Consider the following 22601-nt stretch of genomic DNA (forward strand, 5'->3'; position numbering starts at 1 on the left):
GGCGGCTACTTCGCGACGGGAACGGCGGGCATGCCGAACAGTCCGCCGTTCTTGGCCGACTTGGGCTTGCGCACGTGCGTGCCCCACAGATAGGCGATCCAGGTCAGCGTCAGCTGGGCCGGGAAGGCCGCCGCCGGGACGCCGCCGGAGATCAGGCAGATCAACACGGGCAGCAGGACAATGAGCGAGAGGTCCGGGCCCACCAGGAAGGCGCGGACGGCGCCGGTGGGCACGGGCCCGGAGGCGGTGGCGACGGCGGGCATGTTCCAATCCGGCGCGGGCCGGAACGCGGCCCGCAGCGTGGCCGCACCCAGGCCCGGGCCGGCGACGACGGCGAGCAGGAACAGCGGCCAGGAGCCCACGCCCAGGGCCATCAACAAACCGAAGCACACAATCGCCCACACGGTCATGCCCACGGCGGGGATGACGAAGTGAATGCGCCGGATCGTGGTGGCGGGCAGCGGCATCAGCGCGTCCACGGCCGGGTTCCCCGACGCGAACCGCGCCGTGTTCCCCAGCGACGTGGCCGCAAAGTGTGCGCACAAAAACAGCACCACGGCAATCAAGACCGCATTGCCCAAGAACTCGATGGCGGCCAGGCTGGCCGGGATGGCGGCCAGCACCAGCACGCGCAGCAGTTGCACCGGTTCCCGCAGCGCCATGGTGGCGTGCGTGCTCAATGACGTCTTGACGCTCCGCGACACAAGTGTTCCGCCGCGGAAAACCAGCGGCAGCCGCACCCGGGACCTGCCCTGCCTGGGCCCGCCGCCCAGGGAGCGCGAGAGCTCCGAGGCGTCCATGGCCATCAGGGAACCGGCCACGTACGCGCCCGCCGCGGCACTGGCCTTCAGTCGCGCGGTGGTGATGCGCTCCAGGTTCCAGTACACGGCCCCCAACAACAACAGCGCACACGGCACGACCACCAGCGGCCACACGGCGCCCCCGGCCACCAGCAGCGGCCAGCTCGTGGGCAGGTATTCCAGCCAGGCCGTCTGCGTCCCCGTGATGGCCGCCGATCCGGCACCGTTGTTGTACAGCGCCGTGCCCACCACCGTCAGCGGCGCCAGCAGCGTGATGACCCCGGTGAGGTTCTTGAGCCACTTGCCGGAATTGGAGACCTGGCACCAGCCGGCCACCCCATACAGCAGCCACGCCAGCCCTATGCCGCACAGCACCGCGAGGGCCATCCTGCCCGGATGCGCCGGGTCCGCCATGCCCAGGGCCAACGGCGTCACCACCACGATCCCGGCCACCGCCGGCCAGATTAGCGACTTGAAGAATCCCGGCTGGATGAAACCTCGACGGCGGACAGGCAGTCCCAGCCACCAGGCGGTTTGCGGGACGGTCATGGTGATGGGACCGACGGTCATCTCCACCGCCAGGAGGGCCGCGGCCAGCGTCAGCAGCACGGTAGCGCTGGCCTGCAGCAGCGTCACGCTGTGAAAGCCCGGGGCGACCACGGAGGCGGTGAGCGCGGATTCGGTGCCCACGCCCAGGCTGTTGCGCAGGCCGACGATGATGGCGCCGGCCATGGTGAGCAGCGTCAGCCCGCCCAGGATAAAGGTGTAGGCCTCGGAGACGAGCTCCATGACCCCGCCCTCGGTGCGGCTGAGTCCGACCTTGAACGTGTATTGCCGAATTTCCCTGGCGCTGAAGCGCTCGCTTGTTTGCATCGTCATCGCAGGGCCTAGTCGACGTGCGGGTTCTCGGTGGAGATCGCCGCAGCCGCCTGGGCCGGCGTCATGGGATGGATCGTGTCCGCGATGAACAACGCCTTGGTGGCCACCGTGGCGAGGAACTCCGGATCGTGGGTGACCACCAGCAGCGCCAGCCCGCCGTCCACCTCCTCGCGCAGCCGGGCGGCGAGCCGGTGCCGCATGGCGGTGTCCAGGCGCTGTTCGGGCTCGTCCAGGACCAGCAGGGAGCGCGGGCGGACAAAGGCGGCGGCCAGCAGCATGCGCCGGCGTTGCCCGGAGGAGAGGTTGTACGGGCGGGTGCCGGCGAGCCCGGCCAGGCCGAAGAACTCAAGTTCCGCGCCGATGACCTCCTCCACGTCTTCCACGCCGTGCCCGGCGGAGACGATGGCCAGGTGCTCCTCGACGGTGAGGGCCGGGAAGAAGGCGTCGTCGTCAAAGACCACAGCCACCTCGCGGCGAAAGCCCAGGGTGCGGTCATCCACGGTCGCGCCGTTGATCAGCGTCTGCCCGCTGACCGGCTCGAGCTGGCCGACCACGGTCTTGACGACGGTGGATTTTCCCGCGCCGTTGGGGCCCACCAGGGCCAGGGCTTGGCCGGCGTGCAGACTGAAGCTGACGACGCCGCACACGCCCTTGGTRCCGTACCCGGCCTGAAGTTTCTCGGCCCGCACCACGTCCTTGTGGCGCTCGCGGTTGACGGGGGAGGTGGAGCGCTGGCCGGAACTGGTGTTCTTACTCATTATGATGAAGTATAGGCACGGCGCCCCAACGTTCATCCTCCACGTGAGGGTCAAGGCTCAAAATGGAATCGACGCAAATGTCCAAAGCATGCCGTGGGCACCCGGTAACGTAGGGCGTGGTAGAGGAAGGCCGGCGATTTTGGCGCAAGTTTTGGCGAGAGAGTGGACTGACAGGTGAGCAACGAGCAGGGTTCAACAACTCTTGCGGGCGTAGACGTGGATGACGCCGTCATGGGACCCACGGGCCGGCCCGTGACGGACTTTCCCGAGCCCCCGGTACTTGCCTCGCACGGTCCGGCCCGGATCATCGCCATGGTGAACCAGAAGGGCGGGGTGGGCAAGACCACCTCGACCATCAACCTGGGCGCCGCGCTCGCCGAGGCGGGCCGGAAGGTGCTGCTGGTGGACTTTGACCCGCAGGGCGCCCTGTCGGCCGGGCTGGGCACCAATCCGCACGAGCTCGACATCACCGTCTACAACGTGCTGATGGACCGCAAGGTGGACATCCGCGACGCCATCTTGCACACGGACATCGAGAACATCGACATCCTGCCGGCCAACATCGACCTCTCGGCCGCGGAGGTCCAGCTCGTCAACGAGGTGGCCCGCGAGCAGGTCCTGGCCAGTGCGCTGCGCAAGGTGGAGGACGACTACGACGTCGTGCTCATCGACTGCCAGCCCTCCCTGGGCCTGCTGACCGTCAACGCCCTGACCGCCGCACACGGGGTGATCATCCCGCTGATCTGCGAATTCTTTGCCCTGCGCGCGGTGGCCCTGCTCGTGGAGACCATCGACAAGGTCCAGGACCGGCTCAATCCGGGCCTGCAGGTGGACGGCGTGCTGGCCACCATGTACGACGCCCGCACCCTGCATGGCCGCGAGGTCCTGGCCCGCCTGGTGGAGGCGTTCGGCGACAAGGTGTTCGAGACTGTCATTAAGCGCACCATCAAGTTCGCCGACGCCTCGGTGGCCGCCGAACCCATCACGTCCTACGCGGCCAACCACCCGGGCGCCGACGCGTACCGGCGCCTGGCCAAAGAGCTGGTAGCCCGTGGCGGCGCTCCCTAAACTGGCCGAGAACCCAACCGTCGCGGGGACCGCGGCCGAGCCGGCGGCCGCAGCGCCCAAGCAGCGCTTTGAGGTGCGGCTGGCGAACTTCACGGGCCCCTTCGACCTGCTCCTGGGCCTGATTTCCAAGCATGAGCTGGACATCACGGACGTCGCCATCGCCACAGTCACCGATGAATTCATCGCCTACCTGCGCGCCCTCCAGGAGCTCGGGGAGGAATGGGCGCTGGATGAGGCCAGCGAGTTCCTCGTCCTGGCCGCCACACTCCTTGACCTGAAGGCCGCGCGCCTGTTGCCGGCCGGCGAGGTCGAGAACGACGACGACCTGGCCCTTTTGGAGGCCCGTGACCTTTTGTTCGCCAGACTCCTGCAATACAAGGCGTTCAAGGAGGTGGCCGGGCTGATGGGCGCGGAGCTGGAGCGTGAGGCCCGGCGCTTCCCCCGCCTCGTCGGCCTCGAGCCGCACTTTGCCGCGTTGCTGCCGGAGCTGGTGTGGCGGCACACCCCGGAACAGTTCGCCGCACTCGCTGCCAAGGCCATGGAGCCGAAGGAGCCGGCGGCCACCGAGGTCGGGCTGGCCCACCTGCACGTGCAGCCGGTGAGCGTCCGCGAGCAGGCGGCCGTGCTGACGATCATGCTCACCGCGGGGATGCCCGGCCCCGGCGACCCCGCCGCCGCGGACTGGACGGGACCGGCGTTGTCCTTTCGAATGTTGACGGCCGACGCCGGGAACCACATGGTCGTGATCGCCCGGTTCCTGGCCCTTCTGGAGCTGTTCCGGGACACGGTCATTGCCTTCGACCAACCCAGCCCCCTGGGGGAGCTGCTGGTGCGATGGACCGCCGGTGCCCGCCGCGACGTGGTCACCGACAGCGACTTCGACGACGAACATCCCGTCCAGGACGAGCACAAGGACTTGCTGGAGGCCGCCGTATGAGCACCGGGACTGGTCCCGGGAACACCCCGGCGGACGCCATGATGGGGGAGGGGCCCGACCCCGAAGGCACGCTCAACGGGCCGGGAGGGGTCCGCGCGGCGCTGGAGGCGGTGCTCATGGTGGTCGATGAACCGGTCTCCGACGTGCAGCTGGCCGCCGTTGTGGGCCTGCCCACGGCGCAGGTTGCGGATTTGCTGGCCGAACTGGCGCGCGAGTACGACGGCTATACTAAGGAGGGTGGCACCCTACCGGTGCGCGGCTTTGAACTTCGACAACTTGCCGGGGGATGGCGGATTTATTCGCGGGCCGCATATTCCGGGATCGTGTCACAGTTTGTTGTGGACGGCCAGACGGCCCGGCTCACGCAGGCGGCCTTGGAGACCCTGGCGGTGATTGCCTACCGCCAACCCGTCTCGCGGGCCCGGGTTTCCGCCATCCGTGGCGTGAACGTGGACTCGGTGGTGAGGACGCTGGCGCAGCGCGGCCTGATTGAGGAGGCCGGGACCGATCCGGTGTCCGGCGCTTTCTTGTACCGCACCACGGCGTACTTTCTGGAACGGTTGGGGATTGGAAGCGTGGACGAGTTGCCGCAAATTGCACCGCACCTGCCGGGCCTGGAAAACCTTCATGAATTCAACGACGCCCAGTATTAGTTCCACGCACCACCTGCCGGCATCCCACTTTTGAGCATTCTTTTGAGAATTATTTGAGCATTAAGGACATACCATGACACCGTCGCCCCGTTCCGGGAGCTCCTCCGGGCAAGATCAGCCGCGAGGCGGCCAGGCGCGCTCCGGAGCGCCCAAGTCAGGCGGCGCCAAGTTTGGCGGCGCGAAGGCAGGCGGCGGCAAGTTCGGCGCCCCCAAATCCAAGTTCGGGGCCCCCAAGGCCGGCGCCCCCAAATCCAAGTTCGGCGCCCCGAAGGCCGGCGGAGCGAAGAAGCCCTCACAGTCCGGCGCCCGCCCGTTCAGCAGTGAACGGTACGGCCGCAACCTCGGTCCGGTGAAGAACCGCCCCACCGAGCAAAACCGCCGTCCGCAGACGACAAGCGACGACGTGGACATGCACAACCCCGAGGGCCAGCGCCTCCAAAAGGTCATGGCCATGGCCGGGGTGGCCTCCCGCCGGGTGTGTGAGGACATGATCCTGGAAGGCCGCGTGCAAGTTGACGGGGTCACCATCACCCAGCTGGGCCTTCGCGTGGACCCGGAAACCGTGGACATCGCCGTGGACGGCATGACCATCCAGACCAACGAATCCATGGTGTACATGGTGTTCAACAAGCCCAAGGGCGTCGTCTCGACCATGGCCGACCCCGAGGGCCGGCCCTGCATCGCGGACTTCCTGAAGAAGCGCCAGACCCGAGAACGCCTGTTCCACGTGGGCCGCCTGGACACCAACACCGAGGGCCTGCTGCTGTTGACCAACGACGGCGAGCTGTCCAACCGCCTGAGCCACCCCAAATACGAGGTCCAAAAGACGTACCTGGTCCAGGTCCGCGGACCCATGGCCCAGGGCATTGGCGCGCAGCTGAAGGACGGCGTCGAGCTCGAGGACGGCTGGGCGCGGGTGGACACCTTCCGCCTCGTCGACTCCACCCCGGGCCACGTGCTGGCCGAGGTCGTCCTGCACTCGGGAAAGAATCGCATTGTGCGCCGCATGTTTGACGCCGTCGGCTACCCGGTGGAGCGGCTGGTCCGCGTGAAGTTCGGCCCCATCGCCCTGGGCGACCAGCGCCAAGGCAGCATCCGCGTCCTGGGCCGCCACGAGGTGGGCCACCTCCTGGCAGAAGTGGGGATGTAGGCAGCGGATGAATCCAACGCATCTGGTGGGACCGGTGCTGGTACTTGGCAGCGGTCTGCTCGGGGCCAGCATTGGCATGGGACTGCGGGCGCACGGCCTGGACGTGGTGCTCTCCGACCCGTCCCCGTCCGCGCAGGCCGTGGCCGTGGACATCGGCGCCGGGCGCGCCTTTGACCCCGCCGAGAACCTGTCCCCGGAGCTTGTGGTGGTTGCCGCCCCGCCCGACGTGACCGCGGCGGTGGTGGCCGGTGCGCTGAAAACGTATCCGTCCGCCGTCGTGGTGGACATCGCCAGCGTCAAGGGGGCCGTGCTGGCCGAGCTTCGCCAACTGGTGGGCGCGGAGCGCGAACTGCTGCACCGGTACGTTGGCACCCACCCGATGGCCGGGCGGGAGAAGTCCGGACCGGTTGCCGCGCGGGGGGAGCTGTTCAACTCGATGCCGTGGGTGCTCTGCCCGTCGGAGGCCAGCGCCAAGCATGCGGTGAAGGTGGCGCATTCGCTGGCGATCGACCTGGACGCCGTGGTGTTCCGGTTCAGCCCCGATGAGCACGACGCCGCCGTGGCGCTGGTCTCCCACCTCCCGCAGGTGATGGCCTCGCTGGTGGCCAGCCGGCTGCAGGAAACCCCGGCGCACGCGCTGTCGCTGGCCGGCAACGGCCTGCGGGACGTGACCCGCATCGCCGCCAGCGACCCCGCCCTGTGGGTGCAGATCCTGGGCGCCAATGCGCCGAAGCTGCTGGAGATCATGCAGGGGGTCCGGGCCGATCTGGACCGGCTGATCGCCACGCTCAGTGCCCCGACGGCCCCGGGCGCGCGGCTGGACCTGGCGCAGTTGATGGCCGAGGGCAACGCCGGGCAGACCCGCATCCCGGGCAAGCACGGCGGCCCGGCGCAGCAATATTCGTGGCTGACCGTGCTAGTGGACGACAAGCCGGGGCAGATCGCGAAGCTGCTCACGGAGATCGGCCACATCGGTGTCAATGTGGAGGATTTGCGCCTGGACCACTCATCCGGCGTGCAGGTGGGCATGGTGGAGCTTTCCGTCATGCCGTCCAAGCGTGTGGGCTTGGTGGAGGAACTGACGGAACGCGGTTGGAAGGTCATCTTGTGACAGGCATCGAGACAGCCGGCGTGGCCGGAACATACCTCGCGGGCGCAAACCTTGCCGCGGAAGGCCCCGCCGGCGCGGGCCTGGCCGGCGTGCACAAGATCATGCTGCGCCAGGGGAAGCCGCTGGTGGTCGCCATTGACGGGCCGTCCGGGTCCGGGAAGTCGAGCGTGAGCAAGGCCGTAGCGCAGCGGCTGGGCCTGGCCTACCTGGACACCGGCGCAATGTACCGGGCCGTGACGTGGCACTGCCTCAACGGCCGGATCGACCTGGACAACGCCCAGGCCGTGGAAAGCGCCGCCCGGGAAATCCGGCTGGAACAAAACCTGACCCCCGGCGAGGAGTTTGTGAAGGTCAACGGGATCACGGTCACCGGCCCCATCCGCGAGCCGAAAATTTCCGCCGCCGTGAGCACCGTCGCCGCCAACCTGGGCGCCCGCGCCGAGCTGATCCGCCGCCAGAAGGCCATCATCGCCGAGTGCCACCACCGCATTGTGGTGGAGGGCCGGGACATCACCACCGTGGTGGCCCCGAACGCGGAGGCCCGGCTGATCCTGACCGCCAGCGAGGAAGCCCGGCTCCGCCGCCGGGGACTCCAGCTCGGCGGCACGCAAACGCAGGCGCAGCTGAAGGAGCAGGTGCTCGGCCGCGACGCGAAGGACTCCACCGTGGTGGACTTCCGGCGCGCGGCCGACGGCGTGTTCACCGTCGATTCCTCGAACCTGGACTTTGAGCAGACCATTGGTGCCGTGATCACCGTGGTGCGCCGGGCCGTGCACGAGGACTTGCCTGCATGACCAAGCGGGATCGGGTGCTGCGCACCCTGACGTCTGTGCCGCCGCCGTGGAAGACGCGTTGGAGCCGGCCGCTGGGCCGGGTCCTGGACCACCTCATTTACCACACCACGGTGCACGGCCGGGCCAACATCCCCGCCGACGGCCCCGTGATCTTCGCCGCCAACCACCTCAGCTACCTTGACGGGCCGGTGATGGTCGGCGCCGCCAGCCGATACATGCACGTGATGGTCCGCCACGACATGTTCAAGGGATTCCTGGGCTGGGTGCTGGCCACCTCCGGCCAGATCCCGGTGAACCGCGACGGCGACTGCGTGGGGATCCTGCCGGAGGGCACCCGGGGGACCGGCGACGCCGCCAGCATGAACGCCGGCGTGGCGTGGCTGGCACTGAACTCGGGGGCCGGCGTCGTCCCCGTCGCCATCCTGGGCACCCGGGTGGGCGGCGAACACCGGGACACGATTCCCCGGCCCCGGCGGCGTTTGCACGTGGTGTTTGGCGAGCCGGTGAAAATCGTGCGTGAACCCGGAGTTTCCGGGCGTGTTTCAATGGACAGAGCAACGGAACAGATCCGGGTGCGGCTGGCGGCCCATATCAGCGCCGCCACCGCCGCCACAGGGCAGGATTTGCCTGCGGATGATGACCCACCCCCACACCAAAAAGGACAGCAACCATGAGCGAGACGCAGTCGAGCCCGCGCCCCGATGAGGGTGAGATTGGTCACCAGGACTACACGCCCACGGGGACAGACCATGTGGCCGAGCGGCTGGCGGGGATCTCCGACGCCGACGCCGACGAGCGTGCCGCGTCGCTGCTGGCCGGCCTGGCCAACTACGAACTCGAGGCCGAGGACGCCGCGCTGCTGGCCGGCGAGTTCGACGACGGCACGGACGAGGCCGCGCTCCGGGCGGATCCGGTGCTGGCTATTGTGGGACGGCCCAACGTGGGCAAGTCCACGCTGGTGAACCGGATCCTGGGCCGCCGCGAGGCCGTGGTGGAAGACACTCCGGGCGTCACACGCGACCGGGTACAGTATGCCGCCCACTGGAACGGTCGCAACTTTACGCTGGTGGACACCGGCGGCTGGGAGCGCGCCGCGCGCGGCATTGACCTGCGCGTGGCCGAACAGGCCGAGATCGCCGTGGAGATGGCGGACGCCGTGCTGCTGGTCGTGGACGCGATAGTGGGCATCACCGCCACCGACGAGGCCGTCGTGCGCATGCTGCGCAAGGCCAAGAAGCCGGTCATCCTGGTCGGGAACAAGGTCGATGACATTGTGCAGGAGGCCGACGCCGCCTCGCTGTGGGGCCTGGGCCTGGGGGAGCCATACCCGGTTTCGGCCGTGCACGGCCGCGGCGTCGCCGACATGCTGGACCGCGTCATGGACGTCTTGCCGGAGTTTTCCGCCGTGGCCGGCGTCGAGCGCACCGGCGGCCCGCGCCGTGTGGCCCTGATTGGGCGCCCGAACGTGGGGAAGTCGTCCCTGCTGAACAAGCTCGCCGGAACCGAGCGCGTCGTGGTGGACACCGTTGCCGGCACCACGCGCGACCCGGTGGATGAGCTGATCGAGCTCGGCGAGCGCACCTGGCGCTTTGTGGACACGGCCGGCATCCGCCGCCGCCAGCACATGGCCCAGGGCGCCGACTTCTATGCCTCCCTGCGCACGCAGACCGCGTTGGAGAAGGCCGAGGTGGCCGTGGTGCTGCTGGCCGTGGACGAGGTGCTCAGCGAGCAGGATGTGCGCATCCTCCAGCTGGCCATCGAATCCGGCCGCGCCCTGGTCCTGGCGTTCAACAAGTGGGACCTGCTCGACGACGAGCGCCGCAAGTACCTCGAACGCGAGATCGAGCAAGACCTGGCGCACGTTGAGTGGGCTCCGCGGGTGAACATTTCCGCCAAGACCGGCTGGCACAAGGACAAGCTGGTGCCCGCGCTGGATTTGGCGCTGGAGAACTGGGACCGGCGCATCCCCACGGGCCGCCTGAACGCGTTCCTGGGCGAGCTGGTCTCCGAGCACCCGCACCCGGTGCGCGGCGGCAAGCAGCCCCGCATCCTGTTCGGCACGCAGGCATCGAGCCGTCCGCCGAAGTTCGTGCTGTTCACCACCGGCTTCCTGGACCCCGGCTACCGACGCTTCATCACCCGCCGTTTGCGGGAAACCTTTGGCTTTGAGGGCACGCCGATCGAGGTCAGCATGCGCGTGCGGGAGAAGCGCAGCCGCAAGAAGTAGGCGCGGGGCAAGGGATCGGGCGTGCCGGGATCGAGAGACTTCCGTCACGCCCGGACTGGTTAGCCGCGCCAAAAATATGGGGTAAGCTTTTTCAGGTGGTTCAGCCACGGAATGAACGTTCCGGGCGTCGAACTTTCGGGCTGTAGCGCAGCTTGGTAGCGCACCTGACTGGGGGTCAGGGGGTCGCAGGTTCAAATCCTGTCAGCCCGACATTTTTTTCTGGAGGCGGTGTCCGTGAGGGCGCCGCCTCCTTTGCTTTCCCGGCGCCGCCGGGCTCCCGCGGGCCGAAGATTATTCTTTCCCCGGGCCTCGCACTCACCTAAGATGCTGAACCAGGCGATCATCATCGACGGAGGGGTCGCGATGAAGGACATGACGGTCATTGCCCGGGGCATCGGGATGGGCGAATCGGCGCGTTGGCATGGCGGCCGGTTCTGGTACGCGGACTGGATCAACGGGAAGATCCACGCCGTGGACGCGGACGGCACCTTGCACCAAACCATCCCCGTCCCGTCCTTCCCCATCACCTTTGACTGGCTCCCGGACGGCCACCTGCTGATCGTCTCCGGCTCCGACGCCCGCCTGTTGAGCCTGACCCCGCAGGGGGTGCTGGAGCCGGCCGCGAACCTGCGGCCTCTTTCCGCCTCGCCGTGGAACGAGGTGGTGACCAATGGCGCCAACGCCTACGTCAACTGCATTGGCTTCACCTTCCCCGGCCCGCCGGAGGTTGCCGGCCTCATCGCGCTCCTGACGCCCGACGGCGGCACGCGCGTCGTGGCGGACGGCCTCGCCTTTCCCAACGGCATGGTCATAGTGAACGACGGCGGCACCCTGGTGGTCGCCGAATCGCATGCGGGGTGCCTGACGGCTTTTGACATCCGGGTGGACGGCTCCCTGGCCAACCGGCGGGTGTGGGCCGAGGTGCCAGGCAGCGCCCCCGACGGCATTTGCGTGGGCGACGGCGGTCTCTGGTACGCGGACGTGCCCAAGCAACACTGCGTGCTGGTGGCCGAGGGCGGGGAAATCCTGCGGACCGTGCAGCTGGAGCAGGGCTGCTTCTCCTGCGTGGTGGGCGGTGACGACGCCGACACCCTGTTCATCCTGGCGGCGACCTGGCCGGATGTCATGAATCCGGCCGGCCCGCCCACCGGTCGTGCCGTGGCGGTTCACCTGGGCTTCCCGGGGCGGTGATTCATGACGGCGACAACGGTAGTGGTTGGGTGCACCGTGCTTCTGTTGGGTGGGTGCCTCGTGGCGGCCCTGTGGGGAAACCGGCATCTCCGCGAACCGGGTGACATGGCGGCAGCCCTCGAGCCGGCAGCGGCAACCGCAACCCCGGCCGAACGGGCCGAGGCCCGCAGGACGGCCACGCTGCGGGCCGTGCGCCGATACTTCTGGTGGGCCAACCTGGTCTCCTTCTCCGCGCTGGTTTCCGCGCTGCTGGCGGCCTGGCCGGGCGGACGGCTGGCCATGCGGGTGCTGGCCGCCACGTCGCCCGACTTGGCCCGGGGCCGGCTCACCGAGGCCCAGTTCATCGTCGGCCTCCCCACGCTCGAAGGTTCCCTGGCGCTGCTGATCTTTGGCGCAATACCGGCCGGCTACTGCACCGCGTTGCTCTACGTGGTCCTGCATCGCCGGCTGCCGGCCGGGCGGCTGGCCGGCCCGCTGCTCGGCGTTCTTGTGCTCGTGTGGCTGGGCGCGCTGGTGGACCCCCTGCGCGCGGGCAACATCGATTTCGACATCGTGGGACCCGGCTGGCTGGCGGTCGCGCTGTTTGGCTCCCTGGCGCTCCTCCAGGGCGCCGTGGCGGTCGCGGCGGCAAGTTGGTGGAGCGAACGGATGCCGCCGCGCCGGCAACTGGCGTTCGGGCACTACAGTCCGCTGCTGCTCGGCGCCGTCCTCCTGCCCCCTGCCGGTCTGGCCGTGGCCTTCGGGGCCCTGGTGGTGCTCCTGTGGATGGGCGTTGTTCCCGTCGCCGGCGTGCCTCCCACGGTCGGGTCCACGGTCGGGTCCACAGTCGGGTCCACGGTCGGGTCCACGCGCCGGCGCCGGAAATGGGCATGGCTCGGAACCGGCGTGGTCATTGCGGTTTCGATCGCCGCGCTGCCCCCCTTCCTCGGTGCTGAGGCCTCCATCGCGTCGCGGCCCGGGTGACCGGCCGGTCCGGGGCCCAGGCGCTCTTAGGCGGACCCGAGGGCCGGGAGGAACTGGCGGTTCCTGATCCGTGACGGACCGAATTCCAGCGCCAGGGGCTGAATCTCCCGGCTCCCGCGGTCATGGGCTCGTCGCCGCCCCACGGCCACGTGCGGCGTCCAATGAGGGTATCTGAAGCCCAGGGCCGGCGAGCTAAGTATGAAGTCGTCCACATTGTCCACGAGCAGCCCATCCAGCAGCTCGTGCAGCGCCTGGACGAGGGAGACCTGGTAGGTGCGCACGTGCTGGGGCACGTCGACCACAAGCCCGAACACGCCGCCGCCGCCCAGCGCGACCAACGTCTCGGCGGTCCCGGAAAAGCTTTCCAACGCCGGCAAGCCCTGCAACCATGCAACCGTCCTGGCGGTGGCGACCTCGGACGTGGTCACGCCCCGCGTCCACTCGACGACGTCCCGGGCGAACTCCGCCAGGACACCGATGTGCAATAGCGTCATGTGTAGTCCCGGCCGCCTGCGCAGCGCATCGACGTAACCGCCCAGTTGCTCGTAGTCCGAGGGGCTGGAGCCAATGGCCAGCACCGGCACCTCCACCGTGATGCGCGCAATCGTCTGCATCCACACCTCCACTCATCCGTGCTGGTCGTTCACCCTCGAAAGGGCCATTATCCTCCCGGGTGCGGGGTTCGAACCGTGATCCGGGGGCCGGAAATCGCAACCCTTGACAAGCAAGTGGCAACTTGCCTATGGTTTTGTTGTGGGCGATGTTTTCAAGGCCCTGGCCGACGAAACGCGCCGGGCCATCCTCGATGAACTATCCGACCGGGACGAGCAGACGCTCTTTGAGATCTGCACCCGATTGGCCGTCAGGCACGGCCTGGGCTCCTCGCGGCAGGCGATATCGCAGCACCTTCAGGTGCTTGAGGACGCGGGGCTGATCCACACCGAACGCCGCGGCCGCCACAAATTTCACATGCTCGACACCACCCCGCTGGCGCAAATCCCCCAGCGTTGGCCGAAGAAGGATGCACCATGAAAATCAACCTCATGTCCATCTTTGTGGACAACCAGGACACCGCCCTGGCGTTTTACACCGAGAAGCTTGGCTTTATCCCCGCCGCGGACATTCCGATGGGTGAATACCGCTGGCTCACCGTGGTGTCCCCGGAGGAGCCGGGCGGCACGCAGATCTCGCTGGAACCCTCCGATCACCCCGCGGTCAAGCCCTTCCAGGATGCGATCACGGCCGACGGCATTCCGTTCACGTCCTTTGCCGTCAGCGACGTGCAGGCCGAGTACGACCGGCTGCGTGCCCTGGGGGTGGCCTTCACGCAGCGACCCACCACCAACGGCCCGGTCACGACGGCGGTCCTGGACGACACCGTCGGCAACCTCATCCAGATTGCGGCGATGACGGACGCTCCCGACGGAACAGGAGGCGGCGATGACGCAGCGGAACCGGGTGACACCCCTGGGTGACGTGGTGGCGATACCGCTGCGGGGCGCCTGGACGGGAAACCGCGGCCGGATCCACTCGGGCACAGGGATCACCAAATTCCACGCGGGCGATTTGTGGATCACCTGCGCGCTGGAGTACCGCGGCCGGTGGAGTGCCCAATGGCTGCCCAACCACTACACGTTTCTGTACTTCCACGACGAGGCCGTGTCCTTCGCCGCCGGGCACCGGCCCTGCGCCGAATGCCGCCGCGACGCCTACAACGCCTACCGGGCGGCCTGGGCCGCCCACCACGGGGATCTGCCAACCGCGCAGGAAATGAACCGGCGGCTCCATGCCGAACGGTTGATTGCGGGAACGCACACGCGCCGCCTGCACGCCCTGCCCTGGCCGGAACTGCCCGACGGGACGTTCGTGCTCCGGGCCGGCACGCCGTCGCTGGTCCTGGGCGGCACCATTGTCGACTGGACCGCGGCCGGCTACGGACCGCGGCGGCCCCGCCCGGGCACGGGCGACGCCGACGTCATCACCCCGCCCTCCAGCATTGCCGTGCTCCGCGCCGGATACCCCGTCCACATCGATCCCGCGGCGCTGGGCGAGGCCCCCGATGTGACCCTTGCGCCGCCCGGGAGGTAGAGTTCTTGGTAGCCAAGGCGCTTTTCTCAAAGTCAGCCGCGGCTAGGCCCGTACAGCGATTCGCCGTCTCTGTGCGGGCCGTCCCAACTTAAGGCCCGGACTGGCGGCGTTGCGTCCTAGACGAACGAGCCGAGCCAGAGACCCACCGCGGCGGCGGCCACGCAGGCCAGGAGCGACCCCAGGGCGCTCCCGAGGGAGGCGAGGTAGCGGCGCTCGGCCAGCAGCCGGATGGTCTCGTAGCTGGCCGTGCTGAAGGTGGTGTACCCGCCCAGGAAGCCGGCCCCGAGGATGAGGCTCCAGGCGGCAGGCAGGTTGGACGCGGCCGCCAGGGCCGTGAGGACCCCCAGGGCAAGTGACCCTGTGACGTTGATCAGAAACGTGGCCCATGGGAAGACGGTGAGCAGCCTGCCCCGGATGGCGGCGTCGATGGCAAAACGGGCCGCCGCCCCCAGTCCGCCGGCAACCGCCAGCGCCGCAAACACCGCCGGCGTCATCGCCGGCCCCCGCCCGCGAACTCCGCCGGCTCACGCCCGGGACGCCGGGCGCCGCCCAGGGCAATCCCGGACCAGGTCGCCGCGGCACCGGCCAGCACGGTGCCCAGCCCGTAGCCGGCCGCCACCGCCCAACCGGCCGCGCCCGTGCCGTGTCCGGCCAGGGCCACAACCCCCACGGCGAGGGTGCTGTAGGTGGTGAACCCGCCGCAAAACCCGGTGCCCAGCAGCAGCCGCAGCCGCGGGCCCCGCGGTGCGCCCACGCCGTGGCGGCTCAGGGCCTCGTACAGAAAGCCGAGAAGGAACGCGCCCGCCATGTTGGCGACGATGATCGCCCATGGCAGGGGACCGGCGTCGGGCATCACCAGGACCAGTGCCTCCCGGGCAGCGGAACCAAGCATGCCCCCGAGCGCCATCCAGCCCACCGACGCCGGGCGCAGGTACGGCCCGGTCACGGGCGGCCGGTCCCCGCGGGGCCGGGATGGACGGGGACCACCACCACCGGACGGCGCTGCTTGCGGGTGAGGTTGGTGGCGACGGAATGCCGGAAGAACTCCCGCATGGAACCGCCGTGTGTGTCCTCATGCGTGCCGACCACGATCAACGCCGCATTGAGGGTGCCGGCGCAGCGGGCCAGGGCGTCGGCGGCGTCACCGGCCAGCAGCAGCGGTCGCCAGCGCACACCCAGCGGCTCGAGCACGGTTCCCAGGAAGGTGGCGAGGCGGGGCGGGAACACGGCCTCGCCGGCGTCGTCAAGGTCGGTGCCGTCAAAATCGGGGTCGACCGAGGCGGAGGTGACGGTGCCGTCTTCGGCCTCGGCCACCACGTAGCGGCCCGGGTTGGCATAGGCGCACACCAGCTCCAGGCCCAGCGCGGCCGCGAGGGTGGCGGCCTCCCGGGCCACGGCGGGGGACTGGCCGGGGTGCACGCCCGCCACCACAACGGCGGGTGCGGGCTGGGGCAGGTTCATCTACGCCTGCGGAGGGGCGGGAGCGGCGGAGCCGGCGGGCGGGCCATCCGGCGGCCCGGAGGGGCGATGCCGGGCGGCCCGTCCGGCATCGCGCGCCGTCTTCGCCGCCGCCCGGGCATCGTCCCGGGCCCGCCGATCCGCACGGCGCCCGGCGGCCTTCGCGGCGCGCGCCTTGGCGTCCTCGTTCTCGCGCACCAGCCGCTCCGCGGCCCTGATTTGGCGAATCTTCCGGCCCCGCCGCAGCCATGCCCGGCCCAGGACGATGACCAGCACGGCGGCGCCCACGCCCGCGACCATGAAGATTTGGCTCCACGTGCCGAACCAGTTCGCGTCGTTGGCCCAGATGGACCGGGCATTGACGGCCGAGGTGGTGGTGCCGTACAGCACGGCCAGGGTGAGCAGGTTGGGGACGGTGAGCAGCACGGCCAGCACCAGCACGCTCAGCCGCACCCAGTTGTTCAGCTTCTTGTGATGCGCCGGCCACGCCACCACCACGGGCACGAAGGAGAACATGAAGCCGTAGAACATGCCCAAGGGGATGCTGTTGCCCAGCTGCCCACCCACCTGGTCCCGGATCGCGTTGGCCCAGAAAAGTGGAACGGTCACCGAGGCGATCAGGTAGCCACCGATCAACACCAGGGCCGCCACCGCGGCGACGATGGTGCGCGCCTGCCACCGCGACCTGGGCGCCCTGGCGCCCACCGGGTGCGGCGGCGGTGTGGTCTCCGGGGACGGCGCTGGCGAATCGGTCATAGGTGAATCATGTCATCCGTGCCGTTTCCGGCGTTAGTACGTCTGCTCGAAACCACCTTCGACTTGTCAAGACGGCCCGCACACTAAAGACTGGACTTGGTCGGTGGGAATAACGCCCGCGGACCAGGCTGTCCTCTAAATTCACATTACTCGTGAGCAGCGATGAACCATGAAAGGCCCTCCCCATGAGCAATATTCCCGCAGACCTCTCCTACACTGCCGAGCACGAGTGGGTTTCGGCCCCGAACGCGGACGGTGTGGTCCGGGTCGGCATTACCGACTTTGCACAGGACGCACTGGGTGACGTGGTCTATGTCCAGGTCCCCGACGCCGGCACCGACGTCACGGCCGACACCGTGGTGGGTGAAGTGGAGTCCACCAAGAGCGTCAGTGACATCTACGCCCCGCTGACCGGCAATGTCGCGGCCCGCAATGAGGCCCTTGACGCCAACCCGGCACTCATTAACTCCGATCCCTACGGCGAGGGCTGGCTCGTGGAAATCACGCTCGCCGACGCGGCCAGCTACGGCTCGCTGCTCAGCGCCGCCGCGTACCAGGAAAAGGTAGGCTAGTTCACAGGCTTCACCGCCGTAGTGGCCGAAGTTTGCACTGAACGCTGTCCGGCGTCGAAAATCTGCGTTGGTCTCAGCGGATTGCCAGCGAGCGGACCTAGGTTTAATAACACGAAACGTCTACAGACGATTTACAAGGAGGAGCACCAATGGCCGACATGGGTAACGACGCCGGGGTGAACAGTCGGGCGGAATCCCACCAGCAGCCGGGTGCTTCCGACACTACGTCGATTCAGTTGCCTCCCGTCCAGTCGGGACCGACCGTGGTGCACCAGCTGGCCCCGGACGAGCAAAATGCGGTGAACTCGCTGCCCGCCGGCTCCGCCCTGCTGATTGCCCACACCGGCCCCAACGCCGGTGCCCGGTTCCTGCTGGACAGCAACGTCACCACCGCCGGGCGGCATCCGGATGCTGACATCTTCCTGGACGACGTGACGGTCTCGCGCCGCCACGCCCAGTTCCTGAAGGTTGAGGGCGGCTTTGAAGTCTCCGACGCCGGCAGCCTCAACGGGACCTACGTCAACGGCGACCGGGTCGACTCGATCCGCCTGCGCACCGGCAACGAGGTGCAGATCGGCAAGTTCCGGTTGACGTACTACTTCAGCCCGTCGGCTGCCGCAGCCTCGAATTCCTGAGGACGCGATGGCGGGGATGAACCAGAGCGCCGGACGCCGGTTGATGGACGTGCAGTCCACCAACCGGCGCTTGGGTGCCGCCGCGATCTTTAACATCGGCGATGTCCTGGCGCAGCTAGGTGATGACTTCCCGTCCGTCACCGCCTCCAAGATCCGGTTTTATGAGGAAAAGGGACTCATCACCCCGCAGCGCACCCCCGCCGGTTACCGGCAGTTCCGCGACGCCGATGTCGAGCGGTTGCGCTTTGTGCTGGCCCTCCAGCGCGACCATTACCTGCCCCTGAAGGTCATCCGGGAGTATCTGGATGCCATCGATCGCGGCGAGACGCCGCACAATCTCCCGCCGGGGGTGTCCATCGCGCCGCGCATGGTCTCGGACGACCTCGCCCTGGAGCTGAAGGGACGCTCGCGCCGGCTCTCCGCCGACCAGCTGCGGGCCGAATGCGGTGCCAGCGCCGAGCTGCTCGATGCCATGCTCAGCTACGGCCTGCTCGAACAACGCGACGGATTCTTTGACGACCATGCCCTGCGCGTTGCCAAGGCGTGCACCGACCTCTTTGCCCACGGGCTCGAGCCCCGCCACCTGCGTCCGTTCCAGGCCGCCGCCGACCGCGAATTCGGGCTGGTGGAACGCGCCGTCGCCCCGCTGTCCTCGCGCCGGGACGGGGCCTCCTCGGCCCGGGCCGCGGAAGCCGCCCGCGAGATTGCCGAACTATGCCTGAGCCTGCACAGCGCCCTGGTGCAGACGCGGATCGCGGAGATGGAATCGCAGTGATCCAGGTCCAGATTGTCGGGGTGCGGATTGAAATGCCGTCCAACCAGCCCCTGGTGTTGCTGAAGGAAAGTCTCGGCGAACGCCACATCCCCATTTGGATCGGCGCCTCCGAGGCGACCGCGATCGCCCTCGCCGAGCAGGGTGTCGTCCCGCCCCGCCCGCTCACGCACGACCTCCTGTGCGGGGTCGTGATCGCCCTGGGCCACCGGGTCATTCGGGTGAACCTGACCAAGGTGGAGGACGGCATCTTCTACGCCGAGCTCGTGTTCGAGGACGGCACCACCGTCGGTTCCCGCGCCTCGGACGCGATCGCCGTGGCGCAGCGGGCCGACTGCTCCATCTGGGCGGCGGAAAGTGTCATCGAGGAGGCCGGGGTCATCATCGCCGACCACGACGACGATGCCGACCCCGAGGACGACGCCAAGGAACGCCAGGTGCGCCAATTCCGCGAATTCCTCGATGAGGTTGAGCCCGAGGACTTCGACAAATAAGCCGGAATCCCGCGGCATCCTCCCTCAAGCCTAACGTTGAAGCTGAAGGTTAAACTTTCGACACGGGAAAATAGTTGGTCGCACGTCTTTGACCTTGGTCCCGCGCGGCTCTAACGTCAGAGTAATTAGTTCCCATTGCAAGCTGAGTCGACTGCGGTCACACTTGAGGTTAGAGCCCCTGCGGCGGTGCCTCACGATGCCCGCGGCAAGCGGTACGCAATATCCCGTTCAGGGGACTGCGATTAGGAGGATCCACGTGAGTCCGATCAGCGACGCYGGCGAGCTCAAGCCTGCTGCTGTCTCCGGTGCCGCCATCAACGCCGGCGCGCAAGGATTGCTTTTCACGGAGGACTTGCCGGTTCTCGATGAGGACGCCGGCTATCGGGGTCCCATCGCCTGCAAGGCCGCCGGCATCACGTACCGCCAGTTGGACTACTGGGCCCGCACCGGCCTGGTGGAACCGGCAGTCCGCGGGGCCGCCGGCTCCGGCTCGGCCCGCCTGTACGGCTTCCGTGACATCCTGGTCCTGAAGGTCGTCAAGCGGCTGCTGGACACGGGTGTGTCCCTGCAGCAGATCCGCACGGCCGTCGAACACCTGCGCGAGCGAGGGGTCGAGGACCTGGCCCAAATCACGCTCATGAGCGACGGCGCCTCCGTGTACGAGTGCACCTCCGCCGACGAGGTCATCGACCTGGTCCAGGGCGGCCAGGGCGTTTTCGGCATTGCCGTGGGCCGCGTGTGGCGCGAGGTTGAAGGCAGCCTGGCCGCGTTGCCCAGCGAGCATGCCGTGACCGACACCTACCCGGATGACGAACTGAGCAAGCGCCGCGCCGTCCGCAAGATCTCCTAGCCCCGCCCCTTCAACTGACTGTGAGTCTTATTGGTAGCTGGTCTGGGACTAGCTGGCAGAGTGGGTACTGGCCGTATCATCTTATGAATGTGACTCWTCAWCTGACTGGCTCCGTTTGGATGCCTTGTGCGGGACCTGTCCATTCATGGGGTGGTCGGCCGGTACCTGCCCGGCCCACCTCGGTGACTTRATYAGAAGGTTGTCCGCCCCWKGGGGCGTGRCTCGTCACAGTSTTGTTCCGAAGTGACCWCTAYCCGGACTGGTAYCGGCCGACAACGGCCCTGACCACAWGTCCGTCTAGRGGAAAGGTGGAGGAACCGCTATGTCTATCGTCGCGCATTCCCACCCGTTTGTCGTGGGCGTGGACACCCACGCCCGCAATCATGTCTACGCCATCATCACCGCCGCCACCGGCGCGTTGGAGGACACCGGCGAGTTCCCCACCGGAGCGGGTGGGATCAAGCGCGCCCTTGAGTGGGTGGCCCGGCGCACCGGCGCGGACCTTGCCACGTTGTGGGTGATCGAGGGCGCTGCCTCGTACGGGGCGATATTGGCCGGCACTGTCGCCGGTGCCGGCTACGAGGTTGCCGAGGCTGCACGGATGGATGCCCGCGCCCATCACGGGGTGGGCAAGACCGATGCCCTAGACGCGCAGCGGATCGCCCGTGCCGTGCTCCCCCTGGAGCCGTCACGGTTGCGCCGACCACGCCTCAATGACGGCGTCCGTGCAGCCCTGCGGGTGCTCGTCACGGCCCGGGATTTCATGACCGGTGAACGCACCCGCTACATCAACGCGCTGACCGCGCTGGTGCGGGTGAACAGCCTCGGATTGGACGCCCGCCAGGCCCTGACCAGGACGCAGATTGCCCAGGCCTGCCGCTGGCGTGCCCGCGAGGAGGAACTCGCGCTTTCCATCGCCCGGGCAGAAGCGACCCGGCTGGCCAAACGCATCCTGGAACTCGATGAGGAGGTGGCAAAAAATCGTGACCGGCTTACCGAGCTGGTCACGATCAGCGAAGCCGCCCCACTGCTGGACATCAAGGGCTTCGGGCCCGTCAGCACCGCGGCCTGCCTGATTGCCTGGTCCCACGAAGGCCGGGTCCATTCAGAGGCCGGATTCGCCTCCCTGGCCGGGGTAAATCCGATCCCGGCCTCCTCGGGCAACACGGTCCGGCACCGACTCAACCGCGGCGGCGACCGGGCCCTGAACAAGGCACTCCACACAGTGGCCAAAACACGTATGATCCACGACGAGGAAACCCTCGCATACATGGAAAAGCGAAAGGCTCAAGGCCTCACCTACAGGGAAATCCGCCGCTGCATCAAACGCTTTCTGGCTCGCCGCGTCTACAAGATCCTCAACGCACAAACCACGACCCACAACGAGGCACCAAATGCAGCTTGACAAATATAGAAGGGTCCCGCACTAGATGTCGTAAATTCGCGATTTCCGCGAGTTATTCGACATCTGGTGCGGGTTAGTTCGGTTTGGGGCGCCAGCCGCGACTGTAGAGGGYGTTGCGGATCTTGCGGACCGCGGCCTTGGCGTCGTCTTGCATGTGCTGCTTGCCGATGCGGACTTCGATCCAGCCGGCCGCCTGGAAGTCTTCCTGACGCTGGATGTCCCGGACCACCTGCCCGCTCTCACCGTGGGTGCCGCCGTCGTACTCCACCGCCACCCGGTACGCGGGGAACGACTCGTCCGGCGTGCGGGAGATCCCGTTGGCCAGCGGCACCGGAACATTGATGTGCGGTTCGGGCAGGCCGGCGTATCCGATGGCCAGGCGGAGCCGTGTTTCCGGTGCCGAGTCCGACCCGACCCGGGCCAACGCCAGGGCCGCGCGGGCCTTTTGGATGCCCGGGGTCCCCTTGTGTCGCGCCAGCATGAGCGAAAGCTGCTCGATGGTGGCATACGGCTCGGTGCGGGCCTCCAGCCCGGGGCGCGGGATGCGGATCAGGTGGTCCGCCACGACCACCAGCTCGTCAACGCCCATGCGCCGGGCGCAGTCCAGCCACGTGCGGGCGCGGGTGGTGATCCACAGGCCGTCGAGGCACTCGACCTCCTCATCGGCGAACATGGTCGTGTGCCCGGCCACGCCGTGGCGCCGCGGCTCGTCGTGGGGTGCCTGGCGGGAAATGTGAATGAGCGAGGCGTCCGTCACGGGCAGGAACCCGGGCAACTGCCAGAGCGCAAAGGCCGTGGCATGGGAGGCCGCCGAGTATCCCGTGACCTGGGTGTACGGGCGGGTGAGCAGGGTCAGCGGGAGATCGGCGGCGCCAAGGCTCTTGATGCCGCGGCTGAGGCTGACGATGTCTCGGTGCCGGAGTTTGCCCGGGCCGATTTTCAGGACCTGCGCACGACGAGTCGTGAACGGGCCCGAGCGCAGTTCCGGCGGAAAGTCCTGTGGATGGAACATGTCCCCATCATGGCAATTCCTGCCGCGT

The 22601-nt window shown here is 68.2% G+C and carries 27 protein-coding genes and 1 tRNA gene; 20 read left to right on the forward strand and 8 right to left on the reverse strand.

Annotation, left to right across the window (positions count from 1 at the left end):
* Window positions 1-5: 5 nt before the first annotated feature.
* Both AB4Y80_RS13165 and AB4Y80_RS13170 read right to left on the reverse strand, forming a co-directional pair.
* On the reverse strand, window positions 6-1679 hold the full coding sequence (locus AB4Y80_RS13165) for a DUF6297 family protein (RefSeq protein ID WP_442214683.1): 1674 nt from the start codon (window positions 1677-1679) through the stop codon (window positions 6-8).
* 8 nt (window positions 1680-1687) lie between these two features.
* Window positions 1688-2437, reverse strand: coding sequence for an ABC transporter ATP-binding protein (locus tag AB4Y80_RS13170; RefSeq protein ID WP_442214684.1), 750 nt, complete (start codon window positions 2435-2437; stop codon window positions 1688-1690).
* A gap of 174 nt (window positions 2438-2611) precedes the next feature.
* Between AB4Y80_RS13170 and AB4Y80_RS13175 the strand changes: the two genes are divergently transcribed.
* The 11 genes from AB4Y80_RS13175 (at window position 2612) to AB4Y80_RS13225 (ending at window position 12531) form a co-directional block, all read left to right on the forward strand.
* Complete coding sequence (locus tag AB4Y80_RS13175) at window positions 2612-3505, forward strand: ParA family protein (RefSeq protein ID WP_442214685.1); 894 nt, start codon at window positions 2612-2614, stop codon at window positions 3503-3505.
* Between the two features lies 1 nt (window position 3506).
* Complete coding sequence (locus AB4Y80_RS13180; RefSeq protein ID WP_442214755.1) at window positions 3507-4442, forward strand: segregation and condensation protein A; 936 nt, start codon at window positions 3507-3509, stop codon at window positions 4440-4442.
* Window positions 4439-5095, forward strand: a complete 657-nt coding sequence (gene scpB / locus AB4Y80_RS13185; protein WP_442214687.1) for an SMC-Scp complex subunit ScpB — start codon at window positions 4439-4441, stop codon at window positions 5093-5095. Before AB4Y80_RS13180 ends, scpB begins: the two co-directional genes overlap by 4 nt.
* A 73-nt stretch (window positions 5096-5168) precedes the next feature.
* The gene (locus AB4Y80_RS13190) at window positions 5169-6245 is read left to right on the forward strand and encodes a pseudouridine synthase (RefSeq protein ID WP_442214688.1); all 1077 of its coding nucleotides are present in this window, start codon (window positions 5169-5171) and stop codon (window positions 6243-6245) included.
* 7 nt (window positions 6246-6252) lie between these two features.
* Window positions 6253-7356, forward strand: coding sequence for a prephenate dehydrogenase (locus AB4Y80_RS13195; RefSeq protein ID WP_442214690.1), 1104 nt, complete (start codon window positions 6253-6255; stop codon window positions 7354-7356).
* 101 nt (window positions 7357-7457) lie between these two features.
* Window positions 7458-8150: a (d)CMP kinase gene (cmk, locus tag AB4Y80_RS13200; RefSeq protein ID WP_442214756.1), complete on the forward strand. Its 693-nt coding sequence runs from the start codon at window positions 7458-7460 to the stop codon at window positions 8148-8150.
* Window positions 8147-8824: a lysophospholipid acyltransferase family protein gene (locus AB4Y80_RS13205; protein WP_442214692.1), complete on the forward strand. Its 678-nt coding sequence runs from the start codon at window positions 8147-8149 to the stop codon at window positions 8822-8824. Before cmk ends, AB4Y80_RS13205 begins: the two co-directional genes overlap by 4 nt.
* A complete protein-coding gene (gene der / locus AB4Y80_RS13210; protein WP_442214694.1) occupies window positions 8821-10377 on the forward strand; it encodes a ribosome biogenesis GTPase Der in 1557 nt (518 codons plus the stop codon). Before AB4Y80_RS13205 ends, der begins: the two co-directional genes overlap by 4 nt.
* 136 nt (window positions 10378-10513) lie before the next feature.
* Window positions 10514-10587: transfer RNA gene (locus AB4Y80_RS13215), tRNA-Pro, on the forward strand.
* Window positions 10588-10701: 114 nt separating this feature from the next.
* Entirely contained in the window at window positions 10702-11568 is an 867-nt protein-coding gene (locus AB4Y80_RS13220) for an SMP-30/gluconolactonase/LRE family protein (RefSeq protein ID WP_442214696.1), read from the forward strand.
* Window positions 11569-11604: 36 nt separating this feature from the next.
* Window positions 11605-12531 carry a hypothetical protein gene (locus tag AB4Y80_RS13225; RefSeq protein WP_442214697.1) on the forward strand — a complete coding sequence of 309 codons (927 nt, stop codon included), beginning with the start codon at window positions 11605-11607 and terminating at the stop codon, window positions 12529-12531.
* Between the two features lie 26 nt (window positions 12532-12557).
* On the opposite strand, the gene AB4Y80_RS13230 is transcribed toward AB4Y80_RS13225, so the two are convergent.
* Complete coding sequence (locus tag AB4Y80_RS13230; protein WP_442214699.1) at window positions 12558-13145, reverse strand: hypothetical protein; 588 nt, start codon at window positions 13143-13145, stop codon at window positions 12558-12560.
* Window positions 13146-13284: 139 nt separating this feature from the next.
* On the opposite strand from AB4Y80_RS13230, the gene AB4Y80_RS13235 reads away from it, so the two are divergent.
* From AB4Y80_RS13235 to AB4Y80_RS13245, 3 genes are read left to right on the forward strand one after another with little or no spacing between them, the layout of a single operon-like run.
* Complete coding sequence (locus AB4Y80_RS13235; RefSeq protein WP_442214700.1) at window positions 13285-13563, forward strand: ArsR/SmtB family transcription factor; 279 nt, start codon at window positions 13285-13287, stop codon at window positions 13561-13563.
* Window positions 13560-14006, forward strand: coding sequence for a VOC family protein (locus AB4Y80_RS13240; protein ID WP_442214701.1), 447 nt, complete (start codon window positions 13560-13562; stop codon window positions 14004-14006). The genes AB4Y80_RS13235 and AB4Y80_RS13240 overlap by 4 nt, the downstream gene beginning before the upstream one ends.
* Window positions 13972-14619, forward strand: a complete 648-nt coding sequence (locus AB4Y80_RS13245) for a hypothetical protein (RefSeq protein WP_442214702.1) — start codon at window positions 13972-13974, stop codon at window positions 14617-14619. Before AB4Y80_RS13240 ends, AB4Y80_RS13245 begins: the two co-directional genes overlap by 35 nt.
* A 116-nt stretch (window positions 14620-14735) precedes the next feature.
* On the opposite strand, the gene crcB is transcribed toward AB4Y80_RS13245, so the two are convergent.
* The 4 genes from crcB to AB4Y80_RS13265 are packed head-to-tail and all read right to left on the reverse strand — an operon-like array spanning window position 14736 to window position 16833.
* Window positions 14736-15113 (reverse strand): fluoride efflux transporter CrcB, encoded by a 378-nt coding sequence (crcB, locus tag AB4Y80_RS13250; protein ID WP_442214703.1) that lies wholly within the window; start codon window positions 15111-15113, stop codon window positions 14736-14738.
* Complete coding sequence (locus AB4Y80_RS13255; RefSeq protein WP_442214705.1) at window positions 15110-15565, reverse strand: fluoride efflux transporter FluC; 456 nt, start codon at window positions 15563-15565, stop codon at window positions 15110-15112. The genes crcB and AB4Y80_RS13255 overlap by 4 nt, the downstream gene beginning before the upstream one ends.
* Window positions 15562-16080: a universal stress protein gene (locus AB4Y80_RS13260; RefSeq protein ID WP_442214706.1), complete on the reverse strand. Its 519-nt coding sequence runs from the start codon at window positions 16078-16080 to the stop codon at window positions 15562-15564. The genes AB4Y80_RS13255 and AB4Y80_RS13260 overlap by 4 nt, the downstream gene beginning before the upstream one ends.
* The gene (locus AB4Y80_RS13265) at window positions 16081-16833 is read right to left on the reverse strand and encodes a hypothetical protein (protein WP_442214708.1); all 753 of its coding nucleotides are present in this window, start codon (window positions 16831-16833) and stop codon (window positions 16081-16083) included.
* A 185-nt stretch (window positions 16834-17018) separates the two neighbouring features.
* Between AB4Y80_RS13265 and gcvH the strand changes: the two genes are divergently transcribed.
* From gcvH to AB4Y80_RS13295, 6 genes are all read left to right on the forward strand, one after another.
* On the forward strand, window positions 17019-17405 hold the full coding sequence (gcvH, locus tag AB4Y80_RS13270; protein ID WP_442214709.1) for a glycine cleavage system protein GcvH: 387 nt from the start codon (window positions 17019-17021) through the stop codon (window positions 17403-17405).
* A 158-nt stretch (window positions 17406-17563) separates the two neighbouring features.
* A complete protein-coding gene (locus tag AB4Y80_RS13275; RefSeq protein WP_442214758.1) occupies window positions 17564-18040 on the forward strand; it encodes an FHA domain-containing protein in 477 nt (158 codons plus the stop codon).
* Between the two features lie 43 nt (window positions 18041-18083).
* The gene (gene ftsR, locus AB4Y80_RS13280) at window positions 18084-18815 is read left to right on the forward strand and encodes a transcriptional regulator FtsR (protein WP_442214759.1); all 732 of its coding nucleotides are present in this window, start codon (window positions 18084-18086) and stop codon (window positions 18813-18815) included.
* Window positions 18812-19306: a bifunctional nuclease family protein gene (locus AB4Y80_RS13285; RefSeq protein WP_442214710.1), complete on the forward strand. Its 495-nt coding sequence runs from the start codon at window positions 18812-18814 to the stop codon at window positions 19304-19306. The genes ftsR and AB4Y80_RS13285 overlap by 4 nt, the downstream gene beginning before the upstream one ends.
* 256 nt (window positions 19307-19562) lie before the next feature.
* Window positions 19563-20156, forward strand: a complete 594-nt coding sequence (locus AB4Y80_RS13290; RefSeq protein ID WP_442214712.1) for a MerR family transcriptional regulator — start codon at window positions 19563-19565, stop codon at window positions 20154-20156.
* 322 nt (window positions 20157-20478) lie between these two features.
* Window positions 20479-21561: an IS110 family transposase gene (locus AB4Y80_RS13295; RefSeq protein WP_442214714.1), complete on the forward strand. Its 1083-nt coding sequence runs from the start codon at window positions 20479-20481 to the stop codon at window positions 21559-21561.
* Between the two features lie 73 nt (window positions 21562-21634).
* Here AB4Y80_RS13295 and AB4Y80_RS13300 read toward each other — a convergent pair whose 3' ends face one another.
* Entirely contained in the window at window positions 21635-22573 is a 939-nt protein-coding gene (locus AB4Y80_RS13300; RefSeq protein WP_442214716.1) for an endonuclease domain-containing protein, read from the reverse strand.
* Window positions 22574-22601 lie beyond the last annotated feature (28 nt).

It is taken from the genome of Specibacter sp. RAF43 (genome assembly GCF_052114065.1).
Classification (GTDB): domain Bacteria; phylum Actinomycetota; class Actinomycetes; order Actinomycetales; family Micrococcaceae; genus Specibacter.

What these genes read in the sequence shown, in the direction of transcription:
- gcvH (WP_442214709.1), top strand. Translation starts at nt 17,019, where the DNA reads ATGAGCAATATTCCCGCAGACCTCTCCTACACTGCCGAGCACGAGTGG.
- cmk (WP_442214756.1), top strand. Translation starts at nt 7,458, where the DNA reads ATGCTGCGCCAGGGGAAGCCGCTGGTGGTCGCCATTGACGGGCCGTCC.
- AB4Y80_RS13165 (WP_442214683.1), bottom strand. Translation starts at nt 1,679, where the DNA reads ATGACGATGCAAACAAGCGAGCGCTTCAGCGCCAGGGAAATTCGGCAA.
- AB4Y80_RS13240 (WP_442214701.1), top strand. Translation starts at nt 13,560, where the DNA reads ATGAAAATCAACCTCATGTCCATCTTTGTGGACAACCAGGACACCGCC.
- der (WP_442214694.1), top strand. Translation starts at nt 8,821, where the DNA reads ATGAGCGAGACGCAGTCGAGCCCGCGCCCCGATGAGGGTGAGATTGGT.
- crcB (WP_442214703.1), bottom strand. Translation starts at nt 15,113, where the DNA reads ATGACGCCGGCGGTGTTTGCGGCGCTGGCGGTTGCCGGCGGACTGGGG.
- AB4Y80_RS13275 (WP_442214758.1), top strand. Translation starts at nt 17,564, where the DNA reads ATGGGTAACGACGCCGGGGTGAACAGTCGGGCGGAATCCCACCAGCAG.
- AB4Y80_RS13205 (WP_442214692.1), top strand. Translation starts at nt 8,147, where the DNA reads ATGACCAAGCGGGATCGGGTGCTGCGCACCCTGACGTCTGTGCCGCCG.
- AB4Y80_RS13295 (WP_442214714.1), top strand. Translation starts at nt 20,479, where the DNA reads ATGTCTATCGTCGCGCATTCCCACCCGTTTGTCGTGGGCGTGGACACC.
- ftsR (WP_442214759.1), top strand. Translation starts at nt 18,084, where the DNA reads ATGGACGTGCAGTCCACCAACCGGCGCTTGGGTGCCGCCGCGATCTTT.
- AB4Y80_RS13190 (WP_442214688.1), top strand. Translation starts at nt 5,169, where the DNA reads ATGACACCGTCGCCCCGTTCCGGGAGCTCCTCCGGGCAAGATCAGCCG.
- AB4Y80_RS13245 (WP_442214702.1), top strand. Translation starts at nt 13,972, where the DNA reads ATGACGCAGCGGAACCGGGTGACACCCCTGGGTGACGTGGTGGCGATA.
- AB4Y80_RS13220 (WP_442214696.1), top strand. Translation starts at nt 10,702, where the DNA reads ATGCTGAACCAGGCGATCATCATCGACGGAGGGGTCGCGATGAAGGAC.
- AB4Y80_RS13260 (WP_442214706.1), bottom strand. Translation starts at nt 16,080, where the DNA reads ATGAACCTGCCCCAGCCCGCACCCGCCGTTGTGGTGGCGGGCGTGCAC.
- AB4Y80_RS13265 (WP_442214708.1), bottom strand. Translation starts at nt 16,833, where the DNA reads ATGACCGATTCGCCAGCGCCGTCCCCGGAGACCACACCGCCGCCGCAC.
- AB4Y80_RS13230 (WP_442214699.1), bottom strand. Translation starts at nt 13,145, where the DNA reads ATGCAGACGATTGCGCGCATCACGGTGGAGGTGCCGGTGCTGGCCATT.
- scpB (WP_442214687.1), top strand. Translation starts at nt 4,439, where the DNA reads ATGAGCACCGGGACTGGTCCCGGGAACACCCCGGCGGACGCCATGATG.
- AB4Y80_RS13195 (WP_442214690.1), top strand. Translation starts at nt 6,253, where the DNA reads ATGAATCCAACGCATCTGGTGGGACCGGTGCTGGTACTTGGCAGCGGT.